The 26,765-nt window shown below is 43.0% G+C and carries 27 protein-coding genes (1 of these 27 cut by a window edge); 18 read left to right on the forward strand and 9 right to left on the reverse strand.

Annotated features, from left to right (window positions below):
* Nucleotides 1-9 precede the first annotated feature (9 nt).
* From CI959_RS02115 to CI959_RS02130, 4 genes are read left to right on the forward strand one after another with little or no spacing between them, the layout of a single operon-like run.
* The gene (locus tag CI959_RS02115; RefSeq protein ID WP_005861522.1) at nucleotides 10-1,563 is read left to right on the forward strand and encodes an acyl-CoA carboxylase subunit beta; all 1,554 of its coding nucleotides are present in this window, start codon (nucleotides 10-12) and stop codon (nucleotides 1,561-1,563) included.
* A 21-nt stretch (nucleotides 1,564-1,584) separates the two neighbouring features.
* Nucleotides 1,585-2,472, forward strand: coding sequence for an OadG family transporter subunit (locus CI959_RS02120; protein ID WP_005861520.1), 888 nt, complete (start codon nucleotides 1,585-1,587; stop codon nucleotides 2,470-2,472).
* A 22-nt stretch (nucleotides 2,473-2,494) separates the two neighbouring features.
* Entirely contained in the window at nucleotides 2,495-2,926 is a 432-nt protein-coding gene (locus CI959_RS02125) for a biotin/lipoyl-containing protein (RefSeq protein WP_005861518.1), read from the forward strand.
* Between the two features lie 4 nt (nucleotides 2,927-2,930).
* Nucleotides 2,931-4,091 (forward strand): sodium ion-translocating decarboxylase subunit beta, encoded by a 1,161-nt coding sequence (locus tag CI959_RS02130; protein WP_005861516.1) that lies wholly within the window; start codon nucleotides 2,931-2,933, stop codon nucleotides 4,089-4,091.
* Nucleotides 4,092-4,157: 66 nt separating this feature from the next.
* Here CI959_RS02130 and CI959_RS21440 read toward each other — a convergent pair whose 3' ends face one another.
* Nucleotides 4,158-4,304 carry a hypothetical protein gene (locus CI959_RS21440; RefSeq protein WP_005861514.1) on the reverse strand — a complete coding sequence of 49 codons (147 nt, stop codon included), beginning with the start codon at nucleotides 4,302-4,304 and terminating at the stop codon, nucleotides 4,158-4,160.
* Between the two features lie 68 nt (nucleotides 4,305-4,372).
* Entirely contained in the window at nucleotides 4,373-5,089 is a 717-nt protein-coding gene (gene tsaB / locus CI959_RS02140) for a tRNA (adenosine(37)-N6)-threonylcarbamoyltransferase complex dimerization subunit type 1 TsaB (RefSeq protein ID WP_005861512.1), read from the reverse strand.
* Between the two features lie 189 nt (nucleotides 5,090-5,278).
* On the opposite strand from tsaB, the gene CI959_RS02145 reads away from it, so the two are divergent.
* The 12 genes from CI959_RS02145 to CI959_RS02200 all read left to right on the forward strand — a co-directional run bounded on the left by CI959_RS02145 (nucleotide 5,279) and on the right by CI959_RS02200 (nucleotide 17,055).
* Nucleotides 5,279-6,151, forward strand: coding sequence for a YicC/YloC family endoribonuclease (locus CI959_RS02145; RefSeq protein WP_009018783.1), 873 nt, complete (start codon nucleotides 5,279-5,281; stop codon nucleotides 6,149-6,151).
* Between the two features lie 14 nt (nucleotides 6,152-6,165).
* Complete coding sequence (gene gmk / locus CI959_RS02150) at nucleotides 6,166-6,732, forward strand: guanylate kinase (RefSeq protein ID WP_005861508.1); 567 nt, start codon at nucleotides 6,166-6,168, stop codon at nucleotides 6,730-6,732.
* Between the two features lie 3 nt (nucleotides 6,733-6,735).
* Complete coding sequence (locus CI959_RS02155; RefSeq protein ID WP_022192875.1) at nucleotides 6,736-6,915, forward strand: hypothetical protein; 180 nt, start codon at nucleotides 6,736-6,738, stop codon at nucleotides 6,913-6,915.
* Between the two features lie 11 nt (nucleotides 6,916-6,926).
* On the forward strand, nucleotides 6,927-7,502 hold the full coding sequence (gene nadD, locus CI959_RS02160) for a nicotinate (nicotinamide) nucleotide adenylyltransferase (protein ID WP_005865778.1): 576 nt from the start codon (nucleotides 6,927-6,929) through the stop codon (nucleotides 7,500-7,502).
* Nucleotides 7,503-8,082: 580 nt separating this feature from the next.
* Complete coding sequence (locus CI959_RS02165; RefSeq protein ID WP_081033166.1) at nucleotides 8,083-8,277, forward strand: hypothetical protein; 195 nt, start codon at nucleotides 8,083-8,085, stop codon at nucleotides 8,275-8,277.
* 73 nt (nucleotides 8,278-8,350) lie between these two features.
* Nucleotides 8,351-9,466: a 6-bladed beta-propeller gene (locus CI959_RS02170; RefSeq protein ID WP_034527793.1), complete on the forward strand. Its 1,116-nt coding sequence runs from the start codon at nucleotides 8,351-8,353 to the stop codon at nucleotides 9,464-9,466.
* Between the two features lie 19 nt (nucleotides 9,467-9,485).
* The gene (locus CI959_RS02175; protein WP_036633076.1) at nucleotides 9,486-11,033 is read left to right on the forward strand and encodes a thioredoxin domain-containing protein; all 1,548 of its coding nucleotides are present in this window, start codon (nucleotides 9,486-9,488) and stop codon (nucleotides 11,031-11,033) included.
* Between the two features lie 5 nt (nucleotides 11,034-11,038).
* Nucleotides 11,039-12,082: a hypothetical protein gene (locus CI959_RS02180; RefSeq protein WP_008780763.1), complete on the forward strand. Its 1,044-nt coding sequence runs from the start codon at nucleotides 11,039-11,041 to the stop codon at nucleotides 12,080-12,082.
* Complete coding sequence (locus CI959_RS02185; protein WP_008780762.1) at nucleotides 12,073-12,762, forward strand: galactosyltransferase-related protein; 690 nt, start codon at nucleotides 12,073-12,075, stop codon at nucleotides 12,760-12,762. Before CI959_RS02180 ends, CI959_RS02185 begins: the two co-directional genes overlap by 10 nt.
* A 202-nt stretch (nucleotides 12,763-12,964) precedes the next feature.
* Nucleotides 12,965-14,695, forward strand: coding sequence for a lysine--tRNA ligase (gene lysS / locus CI959_RS02190; RefSeq protein ID WP_036633078.1), 1,731 nt, complete (start codon nucleotides 12,965-12,967; stop codon nucleotides 14,693-14,695).
* Between the two features lie 12 nt (nucleotides 14,696-14,707).
* Entirely contained in the window at nucleotides 14,708-15,703 is a 996-nt protein-coding gene (locus tag CI959_RS02195; protein WP_005861487.1) for an NAD(P)H-dependent glycerol-3-phosphate dehydrogenase, read from the forward strand.
* Between the two features lie 8 nt (nucleotides 15,704-15,711).
* Entirely contained in the window at nucleotides 15,712-17,055 is a 1,344-nt protein-coding gene (locus CI959_RS02200; protein WP_036633079.1) for a glucose-6-phosphate isomerase, read from the forward strand.
* Between the two features lie 70 nt (nucleotides 17,056-17,125).
* Here the strand turns inward: CI959_RS02200 and CI959_RS02205 are convergent, their stop codons facing one another.
* On the reverse strand, nucleotides 17,126-17,401 hold the full coding sequence (locus tag CI959_RS02205; RefSeq protein WP_008780759.1) for an HU family DNA-binding protein: 276 nt from the start codon (nucleotides 17,399-17,401) through the stop codon (nucleotides 17,126-17,128).
* Between the two features lie 586 nt (nucleotides 17,402-17,987).
* Here CI959_RS02205 and CI959_RS02210 point away from each other — a divergent pair.
* The gene (locus CI959_RS02210) at nucleotides 17,988-18,743 is read left to right on the forward strand and encodes an HAD-IA family hydrolase (RefSeq protein ID WP_005861483.1); all 756 of its coding nucleotides are present in this window, start codon (nucleotides 17,988-17,990) and stop codon (nucleotides 18,741-18,743) included.
* Between the two features lie 64 nt (nucleotides 18,744-18,807).
* Here the strand turns inward: CI959_RS02210 and CI959_RS02215 are convergent, their stop codons facing one another.
* A complete protein-coding gene (locus CI959_RS02215) occupies nucleotides 18,808-19,710 on the reverse strand; it encodes a sugar phosphate isomerase/epimerase (RefSeq protein ID WP_005861481.1) in 903 nt (300 codons plus the stop codon).
* Between the two features lie 155 nt (nucleotides 19,711-19,865).
* Here CI959_RS02215 and CI959_RS02220 point away from each other — a divergent pair, with 155 nt between their 5' ends.
* Complete coding sequence (locus CI959_RS02220) at nucleotides 19,866-21,254, forward strand: DUF1080 domain-containing protein (RefSeq protein ID WP_005861479.1); 1,389 nt, start codon at nucleotides 19,866-19,868, stop codon at nucleotides 21,252-21,254.
* Nucleotides 21,255-21,331: 77 nt separating this feature from the next.
* On the opposite strand, the gene CI959_RS02225 is transcribed toward CI959_RS02220, so the two are convergent.
* The 5 genes from CI959_RS02225 to CI959_RS02245 form a co-directional block, all read right to left on the reverse strand.
* Nucleotides 21,332-22,588: an ABC transporter permease gene (locus CI959_RS02225; protein ID WP_005861477.1), complete on the reverse strand. Its 1,257-nt coding sequence runs from the start codon at nucleotides 22,586-22,588 to the stop codon at nucleotides 21,332-21,334.
* Between the two features lie 12 nt (nucleotides 22,589-22,600).
* Nucleotides 22,601-23,779, reverse strand: a complete 1,179-nt coding sequence (locus CI959_RS02230) for an ABC transporter permease (RefSeq protein ID WP_005861476.1) — start codon at nucleotides 23,777-23,779, stop codon at nucleotides 22,601-22,603.
* Nucleotides 23,776-24,789: an HlyD family secretion protein gene (locus CI959_RS02235; protein WP_057317614.1), complete on the reverse strand. Its 1,014-nt coding sequence runs from the start codon at nucleotides 24,787-24,789 to the stop codon at nucleotides 23,776-23,778. Before CI959_RS02235 ends, CI959_RS02230 begins: the two co-directional genes overlap by 4 nt.
* Before the next feature lie 30 nt (nucleotides 24,790-24,819).
* A complete protein-coding gene (locus tag CI959_RS02240; RefSeq protein WP_005861471.1) occupies nucleotides 24,820-26,205 on the reverse strand; it encodes a TolC family protein in 1,386 nt (461 codons plus the stop codon).
* 111 nt (nucleotides 26,206-26,316) lie between these two features.
* A protein-coding gene (locus CI959_RS02245; RefSeq protein WP_005861469.1) for a Crp/Fnr family transcriptional regulator crosses the window boundary here: on the reverse strand, nucleotides 26,317-26,765 show its 3' portion. It continues 145 nt past the right edge of the window; the window shows 449 of its 594 coding nt (coding positions 146-594); the start codon falls outside the window, past its right edge; its stop codon occupies nucleotides 26,317-26,319.

The raw sequence follows: 26,765 nt of genomic DNA on the forward strand, positions 1-26,765 counted from the left end.
CAAAATACAATGAGTAACCAGCTTGAAAAAGTAAAAGAGCTCATCGCACTTCGTGAGCAAGCTCGCTTGGGTGGAGGAGAGAAAAGAATCGAATCACAGCACAAAAAAGGCAAATATACCGCTCGTGAGCGTATCGCCATGTTGCTTGACGAAGGTAGTTTCGAGGAATTCGACATGTTTGTTCAACACCGTTGTACAAACTTCGGTATCGAGAAAACTAAATATTTAGGCGATGGTATCGTAACAGGTTATGGTACGATCGACGGACGTTTGGTATATATCTTCGCTCAAGATTTCACCGTATTCGGTGGAGCCTTGTCTGAGGCTTTGGCTATGAAGATCTGTAAAGTAATGGATCAAGCCATGAAGATGGGCGCTCCCGTTATCGGTTTGAACGACTCCGGCGGAGCTCGTATCCAAGAAGGTGTAAACGCCTTGGCAGGATATGCGGAGATTTTCCAACGTAACATCTTGGCATCTGGTGTTGTTCCCCAGATTTCCGGTATCTTCGGCCCTTGCGCCGGTGGAGCCGTTTATTCTCCGGCTTTGACAGACTTCAACATCATGACACGTGGTACCAGCTACATGTTCTTGACAGGTCCGAAAGTAGTAAAAACCGTAACAGGTGAGGATGTAACCCAAGAGCAGTTGGGTGGAGCCAGCGTACACACTACAAAATCAGGTGTAGCCCATTTCGCTGTTGATACAGAAGAGGATGGTTTGCAATTGATTCGTAAATTGCTCAGTTTCTTACCTCAGAACAACTTAGAGGAAACGCCGTTAGTTGAGTGTAAAGACCCGATCGATCGTCTGGATGATGTATTGAACGATATCATTCCCGATAACGCTAACCAATCTTACGATATGTATGAGGTTATCGGTACGATCGTCGATAACAACGAGTTCCTAGAGGTCCATGCGGACTACGCTAAGAATATCATCGTAGGTTTCGCTCGTTTCAACGGACAATCTGTCGGTATCGTAGCCAACCAGCCGAAGGTTATGGCAGGATGCTTGGATAGCAACGCATCTCGTAAAGCAGGTCGCTTCGTTCGTTTCTGCGACGCTTTCAATATTCCTTTGGTAACATTGGTTGACGTTCCGGGATTCCTTCCGGGTACAGGTCAGGAATACAACGGTGTAATCCTTCATGGCGCTAAATTGCTTTACGCTTATGGTGAGGCTACCGTTCCTAAGATTACCGTTACATTGCGTAAGTCTTACGGTGGAGCTTATTGCGTGATGAGTTCTAAACATTTACGTGGTGATATGAATTACGCATGGCCGACAGCCGAGATCGCCGTTATGGGCCCGAGCGGTGCCGTAGAGGTTATCTTCGCCAAGGAAGTAGCAGCCGCTGAAGATCCGAAAGCATGCGCAGCAGAGAAAGAAGCTGAATATAAGAAAGCATTCGCTAATCCTTATAACGCAGCTCAATACGGTTATATCGACGATGTTATCGAACCGCGTAACACTCGTTTCCGTATAATTCGTGCTTTGCAGCAATTGCAGACTAAGAAGCTAAGCAATCCTGCTAAGAAACATGATAACCTGCCTCTATAATCCGTAAAACAGGAGATGAATATGATAAATAAGAAAATAGGGGTATTGCTATTGTTCGCTTTGCTCATTTCATTCGGGGCAAAGGCACAGCGCGCAACCTCCATGCGAATTAATGAAGTATTGGTTATCAACGAGGATAACTTCGTTGATGACTATGGCAAACGTCATGGCTGGATTGAGTTGTTCAACACTTCGGCCGGAACGGTAAATATCGCGGGATGCTATTTGACAGACGACAAAAACAATCCCATGAAATATCCGATCCCGAAGGGAGACGTATTAACTCAGATCCAACCCCGCCAGCACACACTATTTTGGGCTGACGGACAGCCGGGCAGAGGTACATTCCACGTTAACTTCGTATTAGATCCCTCTAAGGAGAATTATGTTGCCTTATATGACGCCGACGGTAAGACCTTGATCGATGAGATCACAATTCCGGCAGGCCAATTAGCAGACATTAGCTACGGTAGAGTGATTGATGGCGAAAAAGACTGGGCACAGTTAAAGAAAGTCACTCCCAGTACGAACAACTTGACGTTGGACTCCAATGAGAAAATCGATAACTTCAGGGTTAATGACTCTTTAGGTATCGGTATGACTATCACGGCTATGGCTGTTGTATTCTTAGGTCTGTTCTTGTTGTACATCATCTTTAAGCAGATTGGTAAATTATCTATCGCCGCTAGCAAACGTAACGTAGAGAAGGCCGTAGGTTCTGCTTCAGTTACCGCAGACGCAGGACAAGAATCTGGAGAGATATTCGCCGCCATCGCTACCGCTCTATACGAAATGAGCGATGATAATCACGATATCGAGAACACGGTTCTCACTATACGTAAGGTACAACGAGCTTATTCTCCTTGGAGTTCAAAACTCTATGGCTTACGTCAAACTCCTCAAAAGTAATTATCTAAAAACGAACTAAAGAATGAAAAGTTTTAAATATACCATTAACGGTAACGTATATAAAGTACACATCAATTCTGTAGTGGATGATATCGCAGAACTTGAAGTAAACGGAACTCCCTACCAAGTTAAGATGGAGAAACCGGCAAAGAAACAAATGGTTACATTGAAACGCCCAGCTCAAGCCCCGACTACGGCAAGTGGAGACCCTGTTGTTTCCCGTCCGGCGGCTTCTACGACACAAGGGGCTGTTAAGACTCCGCTACCAGGTGTTATCTTGCAGGTTAAGTGCAACGTAGGTGATACCGTGAAGAGAGGTCAAACCTTGATTATCCTTGAGGCTATGAAGATGGAGAACAACATCAACGCAGACCGTGACGGTAAGATTATAGAAATTAAAGTACACAAGGGAGACTCTGTGCTAGAAGGTGCTGATCTCGTAGTAATCGGATAAGACTATGCAAGAGAGCTTTTTAACATTCTTAGGTGAGAACTTACAACTGTTCCTTACCTATACAGGTGTATACAACGCTACTCCGGGACATCTCATCATGATTCTGGTAGGTCTGTTGTTTATATTCCTGGCGATTAAATATGAGTTTGAACCGATGCTTTTGATCCCTATCGGATTCGGTATCTTGATCGGTAATATCCCTTTCAAGGACGCAGGTCTTCAAGTAGGTATTTATGAGCAAGGGTCTGTACTGAACATCCTCTATCAGGGTGTGACCTCTGGATGGTATCCGCCATTGATCTTCCTCGGCATCGGGGCCATGACCGACTTCTCCGCATTGATCTCCAATCCAAAGTTGATGTTGATCGGTGCAGCGGCTCAGTTCGGTATCTTTGGTGCTTATACGATTGCTCTTCAAATGGGATTTGAGCCGAACCAAGCAGGTGCTATCGGTATTATCGGTGGTGCTGACGGTCCGACGGCTATCTTCCTTTCTTCTAAGTTAGCGCCAAACTTAATGGGTGCGATCGCGGTATCCGCCTACTCATACATGGCGTTGGTTCCTATTATCCAACCACCGTTCATGAGATTGCTTACGACTAAGAAAGAGCGTTTGATCCGTATGAAACCGCCGAGAGCCGTTTCTTCCACGGAAAAAATTATCTTCCCGATCGTTGGCTTGTTGCTTACTTGCTTCTTGGTTCCGTCCGGTTTACCATTGTTAGGTATGCTATTCTTCGGAAACTTATTGAAAGAAAGTGGCGTGACTCGTCGTTTGGCAGAAACTGCTCGTGGTCCTCTGATCGATACAATCACGATCTTATTGGGTATCACGGTAGGTGCTTCTACTCAAGCAACTCAGTTCTTGACATTGAACTCTATCAAGATCTTCGGTCTAGGTGCGTTATCATTCGTGATCGCTACTTGCGCCGGTGTATTGTTCGTTAAATTATTCAATTTAATATTGAAAGACGGCAATAAGATCAATCCGCTTATCGGTAACGCCGGTGTATCTGCTGTTCCCGACTCAGCTCGTATCTCTCAAGTCGTAGGTTTGGAATACGACCCGACCAATTACTTGTTGATGCACGCTATGGGTCCGAACGTAGCAGGTGTAATCGGTTCCGCTGTAGCTGCCGGTATCTTGCTAGGATTCCTTGGTTAATAAAACAACTATCTATATTAAAAAAGGCGAGGTCCGAAAGGATCCCGCCTTTTTATGTTATTGTTCTCAGTTAGCTTGCTCTATAGGAACCGGACTAATCTCCGTACTCGTATCCTCCACCAACGTTGTCCCGAGGAACAACCAGATCATCAAAAGGATTATAGCGACAACCACACCAAACACCAATAGCGTATTCACACTTTTCTTTCTCATGTCTTTAACTGATTTATTCATTTTAGAATAAACAGCCGGAACATGAATTTGGTTGTGTACCCTTACTCTTATTTGTTTTTCCCTAACGCCTCGTTCAGCACTTTGTTCTTAGCGATCGTTGCTTGGAATTCTTTCAAATAGAAAGGCTCAAAATAAGCCACATTCTCAAAACGGGCATCATCATATGCTTTCTGCGACAAGGATGCCATATTTACAGCTAATGGATAGATACCATCTATAAAACAGGCATTCGGGGAAGTGATTACCGTCTCACATTTAGCGGCACCGTCTCCAAAGAAACAAACCTTACCGTTCTCTAAAAAAGAAGCATACGAATCAGCATCTACGATATCAGCAGTCGTAGCACGTATCGTGTTGAGATGGGAATCATAAATCGAAGAGTAGACTTCCATACGACGGGCATCCAACATAGCGCAATACAAGCAATCGGCCTCCTCCTTATTTTTCCGGATAGCGGCAGACGCTAAAATATCCAGCGTATGAATACCGATCAAAGGAATACCGTACCCAAAGCATAATCCTTTAGCCACAGACACCCCGATGCGTAACCCCGTATAAGATCCGGGTCCGCTACTTACCGCCACGGCATCCAGTTTCATCCCTTTCGACTTCGCAACCTCTAATGCCTCTTCCATATAAACGCCCAATAACGCCGCATGAGACGGCCCCTCGAAGGAAGCCTTCTCAAAGACCACCTCCTCCCCTTCCGACAGGGCTACTGAACATACGGAAGTGGATGTCTCGATATTTAAGATCAATGACATAATAATTAACTATTAACAATTGATAATTGAACGAACAAACAATCTCAATCCTTCAATCTGATTAGGCTGCGAAGGTATACAAAAATTCATTATACTATCAAGGCAGCCCTATGAGAAACATCTATTTATGAGAAAATAAACATCAAATCTAAAAGGAAACCACTATCTTTGCGCAAACTTTTGAGAAAAATGATACAATCAATGACTGGGTTCGGTAAGGTTACTGCCGAGCTCCCTTCAAAAAAAGTAACCGTAGAGATAAAGGCTTTAAACAGTAAGCAATTGGATTTGTCCACCCGTATCCCTTCTATATACAAGGATAAGGAAATGGAGCTTCGGAGCCTGTTACTTCAATCTTTGGAGCGGGGAAAAGTTGAGTTCAATATCTTTATAGAATATATAGGCAAAGATACTCCTACACAGATCAATCTTGCCGCCGTAGAGAATTATTACAACCAAATCAAGGAGATCGCAGAGAAACTGAATATCAGCGTTCCGAACGATTGGTTCCAGACCTTGCTCCGGATGCCGGACGCAATCAAGTCCGAGACCGTAGAACCGGACGAATCCGAATGGGGGGTGGTTTTAGAAACGGTAAAGGACGCTATCAAGCACCTGTGTGATTTCCGTATCCAAGAAGGAGCCATGCTTCAAAAGCTTTTTGAGCAAAAGATAGCCAATATCGCCACTCTGTTGAAAGAAGTGGAGAAATACGAGGGGGAACGTATCGAGAAAATCAAAGCTCGTATCATGGATAACCTGCAAAAGATAGCCGAGAAGGACTATGACAAGAATCGTTTCGAACAAGAAATGATCTATTACATCGAGAAGCTGGATGTCAACGAGGAAAAGAACCGTTTGGACAACCACTTGAAATATTTTATCTCAACCATGGAATCCGGTCACGGCCAAGGCAAGAAGCTCGGTTTTATCGCTCAGGAAATGGGGCGTGAGATCAATACGCTCGGATCAAAGAGCAACCACGCCGAGATGCAGAAGATCGTGGTCCAGATGAAAGACGAGTTGGAACAAATCAAGGAACAGGTACTAAACGTATTATAATAAGATTAACGAGAATGGCTGGCAAATTAATTATCTTCTCCGCACCCTCGGGTTCCGGAAAATCAACCATTATTAATTATCTTTTGAAACAAGATTTACACCTTCGTTTCTCCATCTCGGCTACCAGCCGGGCTCCGCGGGGAACCGAGAAGAATGGTGTGGAATATTATTTCCTTACGCCGGAAGAGTTCCGCAGTCGTATCGCTAATGGAGACTTCTTGGAATATGAGGAGGTGTATACCGATAAATATTACGGTACGTTAAAGAGCGAGGTAGAGCGTATCTTGAATGAAGGGGACAACGTGATTTTCGATGTGGATGTGGTAGGCGGATGCAATATCAAGAAATTCTATGGAGACCGTGCCCTGTCTGTCTTTATCCAACCTCCTTGCATCGATGACCTACGGAAGCGATTGGAAGGACGGGGAACAGACAGCCCGGAAGTTATCGAAAGCCGTATCGCCAAGGCAGAGTATGAATTAGGGTTCACGGGACAGTTTGATAAGGTTGTCGTAAACGATGATCTGGAGACTGCCCAAAAAGATGCGTTGAAGATCATTCGTGAGTTCTTAAACAAATAGTCTATGCCTAATATATTCAAGAATACCCGTTTTATGATGGGGCTTTCTATCGTTTGTGGGATAGCGAGCCTCGTATTAGGTGGTATCAGCCTGTATTATAAGGAGTATATCATCGGGGGTGCCCTGATATTTAATATATTCATTTGTTTTATCAACTATAAGGGTTGGCAAAAGAAGGGGTAAGTATAAATCGGATGAGACTCAAGACCGGCATCTACAGTGGATCGTTCAATCCCATTCACATAGGCCATCTCGCCTTGGCGAACTGGCTATGTGAGTTCGAGGGACTGGATGAGGTGTGGTTCGTGGTCACGCCTCATAATCCGCTGAAGAAAAAGGATGACTTGCTAGATGACTCACTACGGTTGGAAATGGCCCAAGCCGCCATTGACGGATATCCGAAATTCAAGGTCTGCGATATTGAGTTCCACCTGCCGAAACCTTCTTATTCCATTGATACCCTACGAGCCTTATCCAGTAACTATCCGGATAGGGACTTTTATTTTATCATGGGAGCCGATAACTGGCTGCTTTTTCCCCGATGGAAAGAATATGAAAAAATACTCCAAAACTACAAACTGCTGATTTATCCCCGCCTAGGATTCGATATCTCGATCCCAACCATTTATCCGAACGTGAAAAAGGTAGACGCTCCCTTGATGGAAATCTCCTCCACATTTATCCGTAACGCTTACCAAACCGGCAAGGATATCCGTTTCTTCCTACCGGAAGGAGTGCGGCCTTATTTCGGGTCAGTAGCAAATCAGTGACATACCTGCGATAGAAGATATACTTACTTGGGCTATGAAGTATATATCCTATGCCACTTGAAGTATATATTCTTCGAGAAGGGAAGTTATACCGTGATTATTTACAGCTTTGCCATCTTAGGGCAATCTGCCAAAATTCCCATTAAAACATGTTTTACAGCACAGCCGTTAAAGATGATCCCCGTAACATCAAAACAGGCTCACCCGATAATCTTTTTGGAGTATCCAAATATATAATTTGAGCCTTGTCAAGTGATTAGTTATTCATTTGGGAGGCTTTGTACCTATAGCTTACGCTATTACATAAAACACTATTACATAACAAATTACATCAATACAATAAGTCATTTCTCGAACAAATTAAACGTGGGACAGAACAATCGAATTCGCATAGCTAACTTATATGCATATCTCCACTAATTTTCTACTGTAGCAATAGAAAGACAATATACATTAAACAACAATAAAAAAGACATAATATACCCCATGTTTGATATTTTTTAATTTTCTTTGTAATATCAAAGTATTACACATCTATTAACTTTTTAAATCTTTCAAATTATGGACAAACTCAAAAAAACTGACAAAAGTCGTACTAAACCAACAAAGTAAAGTTCTTCCAAAAGAACAAATGATGAAAATCTTAGGGGGAGGAAGTGCGTATTGTCATTGTCATAATCTTTCTTCCTCAATTGAAGTAACAAGCTGCTCTGAATGCTGTAATAAATGCTCAAATTATGGCGGCGTACAAAACTGTAACACTACAGGAGGTTAGCAACAAAAGAAAGGGCTGGTTTTAGCTGGTGATATCTGCTAAAACCAGCTTTTTTCTTAAAACAAAAATGACCATGATCTATCTTCTATTTTTAGTCACTCTTTTGCTTATCAGTTGTAATCCGGATCAAGCCAAGGATAATGGCAAGGACGAAACAATCGAGTATTTTATTCCACTCTCACATCGGGTAGAAAAAGACGTGGATGAAATGTTTGAGGAATATCGGTATGTCCCCTTGGAAACAAGGGATGACGCATTGATAGATGTGCTTTACAATGTTAAAAACATCGCTATCTTTCAAGAGGATATTTACATAGGCTCCGGAGAGCAATTAATCGTTTGGGATAAATATGGAAAATTCAAACGAGTCTTATCCAAAAAGGGAAATGATCCGCAATCATACCTCCACTTTAACCATTTCATGATATGGCCCAATGGAGATCTATCGATCGCTTCTCCCATTGAAATCGTAACCTATTCAAATTCACACCAATTCATCAACAAAAAGCGTTGCGAGAATGTCGGCTATATAGAGGCGATCACTCTTTTGAACGATAGTCTATACATCATAAAATGTATGCCTACCCCCGAACAGCTACGATACCGTATCATCAACCATCATACGGGAGCCATTATAAACTCGTATGATTCCATCATCAACTGCAATCGATATATCAGTTCATTCACAAACTCATTTGAACGGTATGAAGGACATATTATCTCTCATGGTTATCAAAGCAACGACATCCTTGAATGCACTTTGGATAGTTCAAAAATACGATACAAAATAAACGTAGATAACAGGATACCGCCCGCCGGCTTTTACACGCAAGAGGGAAAAGAAGGCATGCAACTCATACAGGAAGAAGCGGAGAAAGGATACATCGGCCATATCCCGGACTACGTGGAGTCCAAGGAAACGATATTGCTCTCCTTTAAGGGGAAAAGAGAAGACCTAAACGGAATAGCCTTAATCGACAAAAAAGACGGAAACGCAAGAGTTTTAGAGAACATCAAGTTCGATGACAACTTCCGGTGGTTGCCCAAACAGTTCTTCTCGTTAGATGAGGGCTGGTGCGCCATGCTGATGTATCCGGAAGACGTTTTGAAGAAGGAAGAGTTCGCAAGGCGTTTCCCCGGACTGGACGAGGAGAGTAACCCGGTGTTGTTCATTGGTAAACTAAGGTAATCATTAAAGACCTAAAGCAATGGAACATGACAATCTATTCATCCAAATTTTAGAAATCTTATCGATAAAGCACACGGAAGATTTTACCATAAGATACTACGAGAGGCATCCACACAAAAACAATCTGTTTGGACTGTCCGAGATGCTACGTTATTATAATATAGAGAATGTAGCGGCCGAAATTCAAAAAACACAAGAAAACTTATCCTCATTGGATGTACCCTTTGTGGCTTACGTAGATCATGAGTTTGTATCGGTGCGACATGTTTCTACCGAGGCAATCATCTATTCATGGCGAGGTAAAAACATCACATTATCTATCCCGGTATTCTTGGAACGATGGTCAGGAATCGTCCTTCTTTTCGAATCCACCGATGAATCTATTGAACCGGATTATAAAGAGCATAGAAAGGAATACTTACGACAGCGGATAGTAATCGCATGTTTCGTTTCATTACTTCTATCATTAATAGGGTGTGCCCTTATCACCAACAGAGGAATGGAGATAGGAATCTGGGGGTTATGGGGTGTTAATGTGATCGGAGCATCTTTCTGCGGTATCCTGCTTTCTCGAGAGATCTTAGGCTCGGATAAATATGTCAACAAAATTTGTTCCCTGTTTTTGAAATCCAGTGATTGCAACGGGACATTGGATTCCCAAGCATCTCATTTCTTGGGGATCAGTTGGAGTGTCTTCGGCTTAGGATATTTTCTTTCCGCAATATTGTTTATCGCCTTGTTGCCCCAATATGTTATATATGCAGAGACTCTGAATATAATCGCATTACCTTATACAGCGTGGAGCGTATGGTACCAAAAATTTAGGGTAAAACAATGGTGCGCTTTATGTTTATCTGTACAAGCTACCGTATGGATCACCTTTCTTATCTCTCTATTCGCGATAGGCATGGATTTCAATCAATGGGATTTATTTGATTTCACTACCATTGGATGCGTGTATGGGCTCGTCATTCTATCGCTCCATTTTACTGTTACATTATACGTAAAAGAAAAGCAAATCCAACGAAGCAACAATAAACTTAGCAGCATAAAACTGAATGCCTCTGTATTTAAGAGCTTATTAAACGAACAGCCTCAATATGACATTGACAAAAATACAGGAATATTATTGGGCAATAGGGATGCCAAAGAGTGGATTACCATTATCTCTAATCCACATTGTGCTCCTTGCGCAAAATTACATCTCCAAATAGAAAAGTTACTCAAAGAATATAAAGAAGAGATTTGCATACAAATCATCTTGACCTCTTTTAGCAAGGAATTAGAACCTAGCGCCATGCTACTGACCTCCATGTATCTACTAAATAATGAATCGGATTATTTACGATTCCTATCTGACTGGTATGCAAAAGGGCGTCATAAAAAAGAGGATTGCTATAAAAGATACAGATTAAATCCTAATGACAAAGATATGTTAGCCAATTTTCAAGCACAAAACGAATGGGTTAGGCGCAATACAATAAGTTCCACTCCAACAGTTTTGACAAATGGTTATTTATTGCCGGAAGAATATGAGTTAAAGGATATATCGTATTTAATAAATTAAGTACTATGAATAAATTAGCATCACAAATAGATTCGCTAAATAAGCATTTGATAGGCTCATTACATACAAGCTACCCTTTCGGGTTGGCTCATGGCAAAATGGGATTACTCATCTATTTATACCATTTGTATGATTATACGCAAGAAGCTATTTATAAAGAGAAGGCTGAGCGATTGCTGGACGATCTCTTGGAAAACGATCTCTCTAAAAACGCAGAACTCACCGTGGAGGAAGGTTTATGCGGAGTTGCGTTAGGATTGGATTATATTGTAAAAAAGCAATTTGTAGACGGTGATATTAATGATTTGCTAAGTGGTATCGATGATTTGCTATTCAAGAAGCTGGTTTTCGGAAATATGGAATCTAGGTATTCCCTGTCTCAACTCATCCATTTCTTATATTACATTTATAAAAGGCTGGAAATCCAGACAAACGATAATGAGCGTTTCCCTTTCGAGGGCTTAGCAATCAAGTTAGTTAATCAATTGGCCGATTTGATAGACGCCTCCTTTTTCGAGGAATCCTATACGTTTTCCATTTACCAATATCACGTACCGATATTGATGAAAACCCTGTCCTATCTTATACAATATGATTTTTACAAGGATCGGATACAAAAGGTTTTGGAACAACTATCTCTGTATATGTTCTCCCATTTGCCTCATCTGCATTTGAACCGACTATATCTGTTATGGGGCATACTACCTTTACGGAATTGTTCGCCGGATTGGCAAAGATATGTGAACGAACTAAGAAAATCAATCAATCTAGACATAATATATAATAGAGAGATCAAAGGCAAGGATATCTATATCAGTAATGGATACGCTTCTCTATATTTCTTGTTGGAGGGATTAAAAAGGGACTTCCCCGAATACACCATCCCTTTCAATCCGCACCTAATTTACGATCGGATCATCTCGTCTGACGCTTGGGATGCCCTAATGGAGAACGAATACTACTATAATATACACAGAGGATTGCTGAATGGTTTCCCCGGTACGGTGTTGGCATTGTTAAACATTAAGCAAAGATATTTATGCGAATAGACTTGACAGATACAACATTTATTATTCCTGTACGGATCGATTCCATGATCCGTTTGGAGAACCTGTTGATGTCCGTGGACTCAATAGTACGTTATTTCCGGACACGCATCTTAATTATGGAGGCCTCATCATACCAAAATGAGATTATCCCCTCGTTAATAAAAGATGATACGGTGAAGTACACTTTCCTCGTGGATAAAGATCCTGTATTCTACAAGACCAAATACTTGAATATCCTCGCAAAGCAGGTTGATACTCCACTTGTTTGTATTTGGGACGCAGATGTGATACTGGACCACCTTCAAATATTGGATGCGGTGAAACAGCTTAGAACTAGGACTTCTGATGTCGCTTATCCATATGATGGTAATTTTTTAGATACGTCAGATATATTGAGGGAACATTATTGGCTCCATCGTGACTTAGATTTCCTAAAAAAACATCAAGCAAAGATGAACTCTTTGTACACAGTAGAGGGAGTGATAGGCGCAGTCGGGGGAGCGGTCTTCGCCCAAACGGAAAAATACCTGCAAGCGGGTATGGAGAATGAGGATTTCTATGGCTGGGGCTTGGAGGACGGAGAAAGACATTACCGTTGGTTGAGTTTTGGCTACCGGATTTATCGGAGTGAGGGCTGTTTATTCCATTTGTCTCATCCCCGGGATCAAAACGGGATGTAAAGATAAAATTATTGGGTCTTAAGTTCATTGGCCTACAAACCTAAGATACTTCACCAAGGATCCTAAGATACTTTACCGATGAACCTAAGATACTTTATCCATGAACTAACAAGATCGGTGACCTCAACCTTTTACCACATAAGTCAGCATAAATCAGAAATATTTTGTACTTTTGCGCCGTATTATACAAAATAATAGCATAATGAATCTATTAGAACTGAGTGAACAGGAAATAATAAGACGTAATAGCATGGAGCAGTTGCGTCAGATGGGGATAGAGCCTTATCCCGCAGCTGAGTATGTAACGAACGCATTTTCCAAAGAGATAAAAGAGACATTCAAAGATGACGCTGAGCCACGCCCGGTACGTATCGCCGGCCGTATCATGAGCCGTCGTATCATGGGAAAAGCCTCTTTCATGGAGTTGCAGGATTCCGAGGGCAGAATACAGGTCTATATCTCTCGTGACGATATTTGTCCGGACGAGAATAAAGACACATACAATGTCGTTTTCAAGAAATTACTGGATATCGGTGATTTCGTCGGGATCAAGGGATTCGTTTTCCGTACTCAAATGGGAGAGATTTCCGTTCATGCGCAAGAATTGACAGTTCTGTCTAAATCACTTCGTCCGCTACCGGTCGTTAAATATAAGGATGGTGTCGCTTACGACGGTTTTAATGACCCGGAGCTTCGTTATCGCCAGCGTTACGTGGATTTGGTAGTAAACGAGGGTGTAAAAGATATTTTCATGAAACGTGCGGCTATCATCAAGACCATGCGTACCGCCTTGGATGAGGCCGGATACACGGAGGTAGAGACTCCGATCCTGCAATCTATCGCAGGAGGAGCCAGCGCACGTCCATTCATCACGCATCACAACTCTTTGGATATCGATCTGTATTTGCGTATCGCTACCGAGTTGTATTTGAAACGATTGATCGTCGGTGGATTCGAGGGTGTATATGAGATCGGTAAGAATTTCCGTAACGAGGGTATGGACCGTACGCACAACCCGGAGTTCACTTGTATGGAACTTTATGTCCAATACAAGGACTATAACTGGATGATGAGCTTCACTGAGAAGCTGTTGGAGCGTATCTGTATCGCCGTGAACGGTACGAGCGAGAGCACGATCGACGGTAAGACAATCAGCTTCAAGGCTCCTTTCCGCCGTTTGCCGATCTTGGAGGCGATCAAGGAAAAGACGGGTTACGACTTGGAAGGTAAGAGCGAGGACGAGATCCGTACGATCTGCAAGGAATTGAAGATGGAGATCGACGATACGATGGGTAAAGGTAAATTGATCGACGAGATCTTCGGGGAGTTCTGCGAGGGTACGTTTATCCAGCCGACCTTCATCATCGACTATCCGGTTGAGATGAGCCCACTGACTAAGATGCACCGTAGTAAACCGGGATTGACCGAACGCTTCGAGTTGATGGTAAACGGGAAGGAATTGGCGAACGCTTATAGCGAGCTGAACGATCCGATCGACCAAGAAGAACGTTTCAAGGAGCAATTACGCTTGAGCGAGAAAGGGGACGACGAGGCGATGTTCATCGATCAAGATTTCTTACGCGCCCTTCAATTCGGTATGCCTCCTACGTCGGGTATCGGTATCGGTATCGACCGTCTGGTTATGTTGATGACCGGACAGACAACGATCCAAGAGGTATTGCTTTTCCCGCAAATGCGTCCGGAGAAAACCGCAAAGAAAGATAACGCCGACAAATACGTAGCCTTGGGTATTTCCGAGGAGTGGATTCCCGCTTTGCAGAAAGCCGGCTACCTGACGGTTGACACGCTGAAAGAAGCGAACGCCAACAAATTAAGACAAGAGCTTTGTGAGCTTAATAAAAAATATAAGTTAGAACTGCAAAATCCTACGATCCAAGAAATAGAAGCTTGGATAGCCAATGTAGGAGAATAAAAGCGTGATACGATGGATTTGCCCGGAAAAATCGCGATAATGGGAGGTGGTAGCTGGGCTACCGCCTTAGCCAAGATCGTACTTTCAACTCAAGATAGTATCAACTGGTACATGCGTAGGCCCGATCGTATCGAGGAGTTCAAGCAGTTGGGACACAATCCGTGTTACCTCACCGCCGTGAAATTCGACACGAACAAGATAAACTTCTATTCCAATATCAACCAAGCGATCAAGGACTCGGATACCTTGATCTTCGCTACGCCTTCCCCTTTCTTGAAACAACATTTGAAGAAGGTGAAGACCTCTTTGAAAGATAAGTTTATCATCTCGGCGATCAAGGGTATCGTACCGGATGAGAATATGTTGATTACGGATTACTTCGCGGAGTATTACAAGGTTCCAACAGAAAATATAGCAGTTATCGGTGGTCCCTGTCATGCGGAAGAGATCGCTCTGGAACGGCTCTCGTACATTACGTTGGCTTGTTCCGACATCGAGAAGGTCCGTACGATATCCCCCGTTTTCAAGAATCAATACTTAAAGAATTCCTTCTGTAAGGATGTGACCGGTATCGAATACGCCGCCGTACTGAAGAACGTGTACGCTATCGCCGCCGGTATTTGCCATGGAATGAAATATGGCGATAACTTCCAAGCCGTATTTATCTCGAACGCTATTGAGGAGATGCGTAATTTCGTGGACGCCGTACACGGGCTGGAGCGGGATATCACCGACTCCGTCTACCTTGGCGATTTGCTGGTTACCGCTTATTCCCGGTTCAGCCGTAACCGTACTTTCGGAACCATGATCGGTAAAGGATATTCCGTGAAGACAGCGCAGCTGGAGATGGAAATGATCGCCGAGGGATATTATGGAACCAAGTGTATGCGTGAGATCAACGAGAAATATAAAGTGAACATGCCGATACTGGACGCTGTTTATGATATATTGTACGAGAAGAAATCGCCGACAACGGTCATTCGTCAATTAACGGAAACGTTTAAATAAAATAGCATATGAAAAACATCAGTTTAAACATCGACAAGGCTCTGGGCACTGTCTCCAAGGAACAGGTTTACGCTCAAGAGGCCAAGGCAATGGAATGTATTGCCACATTACATAACGGTAACGGAGCAGGTAACGACTTTTTGGGTTGGTTACATCTCCCCTCTTCTATCACGGACACAGAGTTGGCCGACATCGAGAATACGGCGAACGTGCTTCGTTCTAAATGTGAGGTGGTCGTAGCCATTGGTATCGGTGGTAGCTATTTGGGTACCAAAGCGGTAGTAGAAGCGTTAAACAACAGCTTCGACTGGTTGCAAAACGGCCGTAAAAACCCGGTTATGTTATACGCCGGACACAATATCGGAGAGGATTATCTTTATGAATTAAGCGAAGTCTTGAAAGGTAAGCAATTCGGTATTATCAATATCTCCAAGTCTGGTACGACTACAGAGCCGGCTTTGGCTTTCCGTATCTTGAAGAAACAATTGGAAGATGCTGTTGGCAAGGAAGAGGCTAAACATCGTATCGTAGCTATCACGGACGCTAAGAGAGGCGCTTTGCGTACTTTGGCAGATCAAGAAGGTTACAAGACTTTCATCATCCCTGATAACGTAGGTGGACGTTTCTCTGTTTTGACTCCGGTAGGTTTGCTCCCGATCGCCGTGGCAGGTATCAGCATCCGCGACTTGGTTGCTGGAGCTGTTTCCATGGAAAAAGCTACAGACGCGAGCGTTCCTTTCGCTGATAATATGGCTGCTATCTATGCCGCTACTCGTAATGAGTTATATAAGAACGGTAAAAAGATTGAGATCTTGGCTAACTTCCATCCGAAATTGCACTATATCGCAGAATGGTGGAAACAACTTTACGGAGAGAGCGAAGGTAAAGACGGTAAAGGTATTTTCCCAGCATCCGTAGATTTGACAACCGATTTGCATTCCATGGGGCAATGGATCCAAGACGGTGAGCGTACGATTTTCGAAACGGTTATCTCCGTGGAAGCTACAGATCATAGCGTATTGGTCCCTACAGATGAAGCCGATTTAGATGGCTTGAACTTCTTGGCAGGCAAGCATGTAGACGAGGTAAACAAGATGGCCGAATTAGGTACTCAGTTGGCTCACGTAGATGGTGGTGTTCCTAATATTAAGGTTAATATGCCAGAAGTAAGCGCATTCTATATCGGTCAGTTGTTCTATTTCTTCGAGAAAGCTTGCGGTATCAGTGGTTATATGTTAGGTGTGAATCCTTTCAATCAACCGGGTGTCGAGGCTTATAAGAAGAATATGTTCGCCCTGTTGAATAAGCCGGGATACGAGAAAGAAAGCGAAGCTATCAAAGCACGTTTATAATACGATTTACCCCATAAAAAAACGGTTTTCTCATCACGAGGAAACCGTTTTTTCGTTTGAATAGTTTTTATTACTCATTTAATTCTTTAAGTAAATCGCTCCCGGCTTTGAATTTGACCGAGACACGTGGAGTAATCATTACTTCCTCCCCTGTTTTCGGATTACGTGCCAATCGCTCGGATTGTTGCCAAGGTACAAAAGATCCAAATCCTTTCATGGAAATAGATTCTCCTTCCCGTATTCCTTTCGCCACAACAGTCGGTAACGCATTCACTACGGCCCTAACAACATTTTTCGGCAATCCTGTTTCTTCCACAAGAGATTGTACTAATTCTCCTCTATTCATACTAGATAATAAATATACCATTCTTCACCAGAAAAGAGTCCGGTGAGAACTCTAGTTAGCGCATTAATAACGAATTTTCAAAGGCTATAACTTGCTATGAATAAGTGATATCATAATACTGTATACTATTTCTTATTAATTATATTTCTACCAAAGTCTCACTTGTCTATCTGAAAGGGGTTCAATTATACCTGCATTTAGGTATATAATATTTCTGTATGCATTGATTTTTAATATATGATATTTTGATATTCCCCAAATATTCATATATTTGCAATGATTAAACAACTAAGTTCTCACCGAACTACGTCATAATTTATTGATTAATTATCTCAACGAAATAAATTTATATCCCTTATTTTTCAATACATCTATCAACTCATCCAGATAATTATAAAATTTATCAATCCGGTTAGGGTGTACATGTAGGTGGATCAAAAGTAAGCACCCATTTAAACCATTTTTGTTTCATAAAATGAAATTCCATTATATATCATATTTATTTAATTTCAAGAAGCTTTCCTCCCATTTCTGTTAATTCCAATTTATTACGTACCTTTGTACTGGTTTTTAAGAAGGTAATAACATGATTCAAGAAGCGATTATCCGATATCTGCGTAAACACAGGCAGGAATCCCTTTCTCCCAAAGCTGTTCTTTTCGATATGGATGGTGTATTATATGACTCTATGCGTTTTCATGCACGGGCATGGCATGAGGTAGCGACCCTCCATCAGCTAACTTCTCGGCCGGAAGACTTTTATATGTTCGAAGGACGTACTGGGGAAAGCACGATCAACGAGCTATACCAACGCACTTTCCAACGAGACGCTACCGCCGAGGAGAAGCAAACGATCTATAAAGAGAAAGCGGATCTATTCAATACCTATAATGACGGTGCCCCCATGACCGGCGCCGCAGAGGTTCTAAAAGAAGTGGAAGCATCTGGACTGCAACGATTGGTTGTCACCGGTTCCGGCCAACATAGCTTGATCGATAAGCTAAACCATACCTATCCGGGACATTTCAACCGAGAGAAAATGGTTACGGCTTTCGACGTGAAATATGGCAAGCCACACCCCGAACCTTATTTAATGGGACTTCAAAAAGCGCATGTGAAGCCTAACGAAGCTTTTGTGGTAGAGAACGCTCCCATGGGAGTAGAAGCTGCCGTAGCAGCCAATATCTTTACGATAGCCGTAAACACCGGACCTCTCCCCGATCAAGTTTTATTAGATGCCGGAGCGGATTTACTATATCCGGATATGGAAAACTTAGCTAAAGATTGGAAACAAATCATCGAGCTTGCGAAATCCACCCGATTGAACGAGTATTCCAAATAAGCGAACATAAAAAAAGAGGCTACCCGATAATGAAGTAGCCTCTTCTTTTTTATCATCGAACGGATTATTTCACATAATCAGCCTTATTCAAGAAATCATAGCTCTGCTGAACGCTGGCAACCGGATCATTGTTTGTATATTGCTCAACTTCAACATACCAATCCTTTACGTTATTAGCGTACATTTGATCGAAGATAGGCTTGAAATTCATCTTGCCACTTGCGCCGATCTCTTTCTCATCCTTGATATGGATAGCCTTGAACTGGCTCGGACGGTTCTTCAAGTAAGCGACAGGATCACCGCCACCCATCATTACCCAGTATACATCCATCTCGAAGAATACGTGGTTCGGGCTTACGTTATCCAACAAGAAATCATAGATCAATTGATCGTCGATCTTACGGAACTCGAAGTCGTGGTTATGATAACCGAACGCAATGCTAGCGGCAGCGGTCTTATAACCAACCGTGTTGAAATAATCGCAGTACATCTTCAAGTCATCCAATGTAGTCTTATCGTTAACCGGCATCCACGGTTGAACCATATATTTAACGCCTAACTCATTATGAGCATCAATCGCTTGATCCCACCAACTCATAACCTCGGCTTCTTTTTCTTTCGTAAATGCCTGTCCAAGGTGAGCGCTCGTACACTTCATACCTAGGTCATTCACCATTTTCTTAAATTCAGCGGGAGCTAAACCGTAAATCTTACCGTTATCATAGCTTGCTGTCTCCAGATTCTTATAACCCATCTTAGCGGCGGTTTCCAATACTTTCTGGATACCTTCTTCTTTTACAAGGTCTCTTAAAGAATACAATTGAAGCCCTATATATTTAGAAGACTCCGATGCTGTAGCGGCAGCTTGTCCTGATTTACCGCCACAAGAAGATAATAACTGCGGGGCTACCAACCCACCCGCAAGCATCAAAGAGGCTTGCTTCAAAAAATTACGTCTGTTCTGCATAGTACTATTAATTAAGTTTGATTGAGAATTTTTACAAAAGTAAGACTATATTCTTAGGTTTATATCTTTATGGAAGTTAAAATCTTCAAAAAGGACATTGTATTTTAATTTTCGTTATCTTTGGAGGATATATTATTACTTAAATCATTTATATCATGAAAAAATTATCAATTCTAGCGATGGGCCTTCTCTTTGTCCTGACCACAGCCTGTAGTGTTTCCGGCAGTGGTACCTTATTCGATGGCAAAGATAGTAACAAATGGAAAATGACAGGCGATGTCTCCGTTCAAGACGACATAATGACCTTGAAAGGTACGGATGCACTGGCCGTACTGAAAAACGGCAAATACAAAAACTTCGATCTGACCCTTGATTTACGTACTACCCCGGGAGGCAAAGGCGCCGTCTGGTTCCATACGGACCCGACCTTGAAGAAAGGATATCGTATCGCTATCAATAATGACCGGGCTGATAAGGTTTGGTGGAAAATGACAGGAAGTCTTGTTTCCGTGAGGAATTTGACCAAAAGCTTCGTAAAAGAAGATCAATGGTTCAAGATGGATATCCGGGTAGCCGGACAAGAGATTGATGTAAATATAAACGGCGAACCGGTTGTGGAGTATATCCAACCGACCGCCCCATATCGTACGGACGCTAACGCCTATGCCTTATTATCGGAAGGGACATTTGCCATAGAGAGTGATGGTAGCGGTGAGATCCAGATCAAGAACATCACCGTGAACGTAATTGATGAATCCACGATCGATATCAACGCACAATTGGCGGAAGCTAACGATGAGCAAAATGACGAGATCATTAAATTACATCAATCGGATTTCCCGGTATTAGATTATCACGTGCACTTAAAAGGTGGCTTAACCAAGGAAGTTGCCGCTAAGCAATCCCGCAAGACCGGTATCAATTATACGATCGCACCGAACTGCGGCATCGGTTTCCCAATCACGAACGACCAACAAGTCATGGATTACCTAAATGAGATGCGCTCACAGCCTTTCATCCTTGGCATGCAAGCGGAAGGACGCGAATGGATAACCACATTCTCTCCCGAGACTCTTAAAGAATTCGACTATGTGTTTACGGACGCTTTGACGTTCAAGGACAATAAAGGTCGCCGTACCCGCCTATGGATTCCGGAAGAGACTTGGATCGAGAATGAGGAGCAATATATGGACATGATCGTAGATCGTATCTGCTCCGTATTGGAAGAGCCGGTAGATATCTATGTAAATCCTTGTTTCTTGCCATCTCCGATGGATAAGCGTTTTGACGAATTCTGGACGGAGGCCCGCATGAACCGTTTCGTCGAGGCATTGGCAAAAAGCGGAAAAGCTTTAGAGATCAACGAACTATACAATATTCCAAATAAAGCGATCATTATGAAGGCGAAAGCCGCCGGCGTTAAATTCACGTTTGGAAGTAACAACGTGACACCAAACGTCAGCGATCTGTCTTACAGTATCCGCATGATGAAAGAATGTGGCCTGACCGCTGAGGATATGTATAAACCGAAAGTTAAAATCTAATCACACATTTACCCTCACCCTAATCCCCCGTTTAGGGACACCCTAAATGAGCGATTAGGGTAGACCTAAACGAGGGATTATTCTCTTTCTCGCAACATCCGTCGCATCTTCATATACCGATATTGCTTTATAATCATCTTGCGGCTACGTATGATCTGATAACGGTAAATGATACAAGACAAGATGAAATATACACCTGCCTGAATCCATAATACCCGATATTCATGCGCCACCTCATGCAAGGAAGCGCCAGCCGTATTGATACGGATAAATCCCTGGATACCCGGAGTAGAAGGAAACAAATAACCCACCACTTTCCAAAACGGAGGAATAGCCGCCTCCGGCCAAGAGACACCCGAGATAAATAACAAGATGACAGACGTGAAAACGAACACCAACATAGGCGATTCGCGACTCGTCATAAATCCCGATAACGTCATAGACATAAAAATACAGGCAAACAGGTAAGGCAGTAAAAACAACAAAATAGTCAGTGGCTCACCAACCTGAGGTAAGGAGAATAACTTAGGGACAATAGCCAATACCCAGATGCAAACCACCACATACAGCAAAAGATAAGTCAGCGACTTGCCGAACACGATACGCAAAGTCCCGTTAAAATGCCTGCAAATAGGTACCAAACTATGGAAACGATTCTTTTCCCGTGCCGTTCCTCCCAACATTCCGATGCCCAATATCAAGGTCTGTTGCAATACCAAGATCAAGATAGCCGGTACCAAAAAACTGGCAAAACCATTCTGGGAATTAAACAACGCTACCGATTCATACGGGATCGGGTCTACCGTGATCTGGTCCATCTTATCCGTAGACGACGGATTATTATGCATCCGAAGTTCCTTACCCATATCCAACGATACCTCTGTCGCCGCCAAAAGGAAAGCCTTATAAAACAATAAGGCACTCATATCGCAATACAACGAGACGGTTGTCTGTCGCCCTTCATGCAGGTCCTTACTATAATCCGGGGGAAAGAGCAAAATTCCATAGGCCTTCTTCTCATCTAACATCTTCTTGGCTTCCGCCATATCCGGACAAACACCCACTACTTCCACATCCGGCGTGGCGTTAACCCGTCTGGTAAACTCACGACTCAAATAGGAATCACTTTGGTCTACCACCACCATCTTCGCCTCGTGTACTACCTCGTTATTATATATAAATGAATAAAGCAGCGGATATACGAAAGGCACCAAGAAAAAGAAGATCATGACCCCCGCATCCTTAAACACGTTTCTCAATTCATCTTTCCAAATATAAAACGTATCCAGAAGACCTTCCTTTATGATATATCGTAAACGATGTTCTCTTTTCATCACATACAGTTTTTACGGTAGATATTTGAAATCCAACAACGCTCTCTTCAAGTTCCGCCCGATAAGGAAGGGCAGGATCAAGAATCCCAACAACCAAGCGTACTCGCCCAACGTATAGAATAGCGCCCGCCCGTTCAAGGCTTGATCGACATAAATCAAGAAATAATGCCGCAAAGGGAACAAACGAGCCAACGCTTGCAACGTAGGGTCCATACCTTGTACCGGAAACGAGAATCCGACAATGGAGAACGAGATCATTCCGAACAGGCTGGCGAAGCTAAGCCCTAAACGGGGAGTCGGTAATACGCCGATCATAAATACGCCTACCGCCTGAGAGGATATAATCAGCAAAAACATCGCCAAAAGCATCGGAAACCAACCGCTATTTAACGGGAAAGAATTAATTCCATACAACACCGCACAATACATAAAGCCTACGACCGTAAAAATAGCCGTCTGCGGCAATAACTTTCCCAACAAACTAACTGCGATGGAATTCCCTCCCATATCCAACCATTTACGGGATGTAGAATATTTAATTTCTGTACCAATGCTGAATACCGTCACTAGAAATACCATTAACTGGATGACACCCGGCAAAACCGTATTATTCAAATATACTGAATAATTCAACCACGGATTGCCGATCGGATGCGTATCGATCACGATCGGTTGTAGCTGTCCCATGATCTGCGCTTCGGTATATCCTTTAGCTTGTCCGGTCTGTAAACCCACAGCGGCCCCCGCCAATACCGACATCGTTTTCATATCCCGAAACAGCAAGGAAGCGGCGATCAAATAGGTACCATTCGTATAGAAAGACAACCGGGGCTGCTTTCCAGATGTGGCGTCCACGGCGAAACCGGATGGAATGTAAAAAATTCCATATACATTCCCTTTCTGCATTTCCTGACGAGCCTCGGTAAACGACATGGTTTTCATATACACCTCTGTCTGCTCAAAGGCATCCAACTGGCGAATCAAATTGCGTGAAGTAGCAGAGTTATCCATATCCACCACTGCTATCGGCAGATCGGTCGGCAATCCCTCATGCATCAACGATACAAAGAAAATGACACAGATAGCCGGAGCGATCAGCATACAAAAGAAGTAAATCGGTTGAGCCACCAGCCGATGCACCTCACGCTTCGCGATAAGCCAGATTCTATGCAAACTTTCTTTATAGGTCATACGATCTCTTTCCCTTTTTTCTTTAAGATCACGGACATTCCCGGACGAAGATCAGCGACTTTCTCCAACGGACGGGCACGCACCTCGAAAGTCTTCGAGTCATATTGTCCATTCGTCTTTGTCGCTTTCCATGCGGCATACGAGCCCATATCCTTCATATAATAGACTTTCAACTTCACCGGTAGGTCCCCCAACGCCGGAATAAAAGCATTTACTTCCGAGCCAATCTTGATATCTTTCAACAGATCCTCACGAATACTGAAAGTTACCCATACATCATTTAAATCAGAGATATTCATGATCGGAGCGCCTGTACCAACCAACTCGCCGACTTCCGGGAACCGTTCTGAAACCTCCCCGTCAATCGGAGCCACCAAAGCGCTCTCGCCCACATACGACTCCACTTCGGCGATAGCACCTTCCGCACGTTGGACCATAGCGGCAGCGGCAGCCTTATCTTCCTTACGGGCACCTTCTTTTGCCATCTCATATTGAGAACGGGCAGCCTTCTCTGTCGCTGCCACAGCGTTATAATTAGCCTCCACCTCGTCTCTTTTTTGAGCGGACATCACCCCTTTCTCGTATAAATTCTGAATACGATCGAAAGATTTCTTAGCGATAGTTAATCCGGCTTGCGCCTTTTGCCACATCTCATAAGCGGCCGTAATTTCCTGTTCACGGGCTCCTTTAATCGCTTTAGCGTTCTGCGCCTCCGCTGCCGCACGAGCCGCCTCCGCTTGTTTCAGCTTCGCCATAACCTCGGGCGTATCTAAAAAGACCAAAGTATCTCCGGCTTTTACCTGATCGCCTTCGCCAAAACGATAAGAAGCGATACGTCCGGGAACCTTACCGGAGATACGAACTTGGGTGGCCTCGGCCTGCCCCATTATAATATCGTCAGGCGGTGTAAGCAGGAAGAAACCCGCCAAGGCTACCAATCCGATCACGACCAATACCGTGATAAAAGCTAACATCATGTTACTGATAGAAAACTTCTTGTTCTCGTTCATCTCTGTGTATATTTTTATTTGTTATTACTCTTATTCATTTGCGGACAGTTTACCCAAAGCCTTGCTTAGATAAACTTCTGTTAATTTCACCTCGATTTGAGCATCAATCAAACTAGAGCGAGCAGAAACCCATGCTGTCTGCGCCTCCATTAAGTTCAAAGCCGGGATAACCCCTTCCTCAAAACCGAAATTCGCACGCCGCAAATTCTCTTCCGCATTTTCCATATTACGGGAAGAAGCGATCAACTTTTTGCCCGCTTCATTCACTTTATAAACGGATTGATTTACCTGCAACTCAATCTTTTCACGAGCATCCTGCCATTCCAGTGTTTTTATGCGCGTTTCCGCTTTCGCCGAGTTACGCCTATAAGTGCCTTCCCACCAACCGGACAAGGGTACCTTTACCATAACTCCGACATTAAACATACCGGCGAAATCATTTTTAAAACCATTAAAAACATTCGGATTCGTGACGAAGTAATTCGCCGCTAAAGCGACATTAGGCAACATCTCTGCCAAAGCAATACGTTCTTTTCGCTTATAGATTTTCGTTGCCAGATCCAAACTTCTCAGTTCATTACGATTCATGAAAGCCTCATTCAGATCGGCCGAGGCTTGTGTTGTCTCTACCGGAAAATTATCCAGCTTCTCGTCTGCAAGCGATAAATCCTCCTCTAAAGACAGACCACAAATTTGCGCTAAAAGCATTCGGGTTAAAGCCAGACCATTCTCAACCTTAGTCTGAGCCATCTCCGCCTCATTCAGTTTCACCTTGACAGAAAGACCATCGGCCTCGGTAGCGACTCCCTCATAGATCATAGCGGTCACATCACTATCCATCTTACGGAGCAAATCCACATAAGCGTCCGCCAATTTCTTCTTATTCACCAAAGATATGACCTGCCAATAGGTTTCGTCAGTCTTATAAATCAAGTCCTGCAACTGTAAATTATTCATTGACTCCGCTAATTGCTTGGCAAACTTAGTGATTTGGTTATAATTAACGATCTTCCCACCCATGAATACAGGCTGTACCAACGATACATTACCCACCCAGATATTCTGCACATCCAAATGTTGCATATCGTTCACCCCACTCATCAAATGTTGGATCATCGGTAATTGGGCCAAGCCACCTAAAGAAGAGCTCAAGGATGAGGACAAAGCGCCCATGTCCAGTAAGTTTATATCCTTCTGGTTCCACATATAGGCACCGTTTGCCGATAATTGAGGAAAATACTTGGTAAAAGCGGCTTTCTTCTCGTTATCCGCCATCTTGATCTTTTCGCCAGAGATTTGTAGCTCCTTATTGTTCTGGATCGCCAGATTCCGGCACTCTTCCAATGTCAACATTCGCTGAGCGTGCATACAGCTCACCGTGACTACAAATGTTAATAGTAAGATAGTTCGTTTCATCTTTATATCGTTTTAACCTACCTATATAATGCCATCATATTCCCTATGTGACAAAAATATAAAAACCCGCACAAAAGTATAGGTTTAAAGCGAATATAAAATTGAACTAATTCAATAAAGGATACGTTTCTTCAACTTACAATACCAAGAATCACTAACCCCCATATATTGAGCTATATATTTATCAGGGACCCGGCTTACGATCCATTGGTGGTTCGTATAAAGATATTTCAGGAATTCTTCCGCCTTACAGGTTTGACGGACAGCGAACATTGAATAGAGCTTGGAAATAATCATCAGCATCACATTCTGATAACAGGTAGCGAAAGCTGGATATCCCAACGACAAACGTTCGATATCCGTCCGGGAAAAACAGAGCAATTCACCATCCTCGATAGCTTTCACCTCAAACTCGGAAGGGACTTGTGTAAAATAACCTATTGTAGAAACAAAAGGGTACATACTATCCGAGGAGAAACCGGTTACGCATTCATTCCCATTCTCATTAATATATTGATTGATAAAAAGCCCTTTATTAATAAAATAGGCATCTTGGCACA

The sequence above is a fragment of the Parabacteroides sp. AT13 genome (genome assembly GCF_002272965.1).
Classification (GTDB): domain Bacteria; phylum Bacteroidota; class Bacteroidia; order Bacteroidales; family Tannerellaceae; genus Parabacteroides; species Parabacteroides distasonis.

What these genes read in the sequence shown, in the direction of transcription:
- CI959_RS02115 (WP_005861522.1), top strand. Translation starts at nt 10, where the DNA reads ATGAGTAACCAGCTTGAAAAAGTAAAAGAGCTCATCGCACTTCGTGAG.
- CI959_RS02120 (WP_005861520.1), top strand. Translation starts at nt 1,585, where the DNA reads ATGATAAATAAGAAAATAGGGGTATTGCTATTGTTCGCTTTGCTCATT.
- CI959_RS02125 (WP_005861518.1), top strand. Translation starts at nt 2,495, where the DNA reads ATGAAAAGTTTTAAATATACCATTAACGGTAACGTATATAAAGTACAC.
- CI959_RS02130 (WP_005861516.1), top strand. Translation starts at nt 2,931, where the DNA reads ATGCAAGAGAGCTTTTTAACATTCTTAGGTGAGAACTTACAACTGTTC.
- CI959_RS21440 (WP_005861514.1), bottom strand. Translation starts at nt 4,304, where the DNA reads ATGAGAAAGAAAAGTGTGAATACGCTATTGGTGTTTGGTGTGGTTGTC.
- tsaB (WP_005861512.1), bottom strand. Translation starts at nt 5,089, where the DNA reads ATGTCATTGATCTTAAATATCGAGACATCCACTTCCGTATGTTCAGTA.
- CI959_RS02145 (WP_009018783.1), top strand. Translation starts at nt 5,279, where the DNA reads ATGATACAATCAATGACTGGGTTCGGTAAGGTTACTGCCGAGCTCCCT.
- gmk (WP_005861508.1), top strand. Translation starts at nt 6,166, where the DNA reads ATGGCTGGCAAATTAATTATCTTCTCCGCACCCTCGGGTTCCGGAAAA.
- CI959_RS02155 (WP_022192875.1), top strand. Translation starts at nt 6,736, where the DNA reads ATGCCTAATATATTCAAGAATACCCGTTTTATGATGGGGCTTTCTATC.
- nadD (WP_005865778.1), top strand. Translation starts at nt 6,927, where the DNA reads ATGAGACTCAAGACCGGCATCTACAGTGGATCGTTCAATCCCATTCAC.
- CI959_RS02170 (WP_034527793.1), top strand. Translation starts at nt 8,351, where the DNA reads ATGATCTATCTTCTATTTTTAGTCACTCTTTTGCTTATCAGTTGTAAT.
- CI959_RS02175 (WP_036633076.1), top strand. Translation starts at nt 9,486, where the DNA reads ATGGAACATGACAATCTATTCATCCAAATTTTAGAAATCTTATCGATA.
- CI959_RS02180 (WP_008780763.1), top strand. Translation starts at nt 11,039, where the DNA reads ATGAATAAATTAGCATCACAAATAGATTCGCTAAATAAGCATTTGATA.
- CI959_RS02185 (WP_008780762.1), top strand. Translation starts at nt 12,073, where the DNA reads ATGCGAATAGACTTGACAGATACAACATTTATTATTCCTGTACGGATC.
- lysS (WP_036633078.1), top strand. Translation starts at nt 12,965, where the DNA reads ATGAATCTATTAGAACTGAGTGAACAGGAAATAATAAGACGTAATAGC.
- CI959_RS02195 (WP_005861487.1), top strand. Translation starts at nt 14,708, where the DNA reads ATGGATTTGCCCGGAAAAATCGCGATAATGGGAGGTGGTAGCTGGGCT.
- CI959_RS02200 (WP_036633079.1), top strand. Translation starts at nt 15,712, where the DNA reads ATGAAAAACATCAGTTTAAACATCGACAAGGCTCTGGGCACTGTCTCC.
- CI959_RS02205 (WP_008780759.1), bottom strand. Translation starts at nt 17,401, where the DNA reads ATGAATAGAGGAGAATTAGTACAATCTCTTGTGGAAGAAACAGGATTG.
- CI959_RS02210 (WP_005861483.1), top strand. Translation starts at nt 17,988, where the DNA reads ATGATTCAAGAAGCGATTATCCGATATCTGCGTAAACACAGGCAGGAA.
- CI959_RS02215 (WP_005861481.1), bottom strand. Translation starts at nt 19,710, where the DNA reads ATGCAGAACAGACGTAATTTTTTGAAGCAAGCCTCTTTGATGCTTGCG.
- CI959_RS02220 (WP_005861479.1), top strand. Translation starts at nt 19,866, where the DNA reads ATGAAAAAATTATCAATTCTAGCGATGGGCCTTCTCTTTGTCCTGACC.
- CI959_RS02225 (WP_005861477.1), bottom strand. Translation starts at nt 22,588, where the DNA reads ATGAAAAGAGAACATCGTTTACGATATATCATAAAGGAAGGTCTTCTG.
- CI959_RS02230 (WP_005861476.1), bottom strand. Translation starts at nt 23,779, where the DNA reads ATGACCTATAAAGAAAGTTTGCATAGAATCTGGCTTATCGCGAAGCGT.
- CI959_RS02235 (WP_057317614.1), bottom strand. Translation starts at nt 24,789, where the DNA reads ATGAACGAGAACAAGAAGTTTTCTATCAGTAACATGATGTTAGCTTTT.
- CI959_RS02240 (WP_005861471.1), bottom strand. Translation starts at nt 26,205, where the DNA reads ATGAAACGAACTATCTTACTATTAACATTTGTAGTCACGGTGAGCTGT.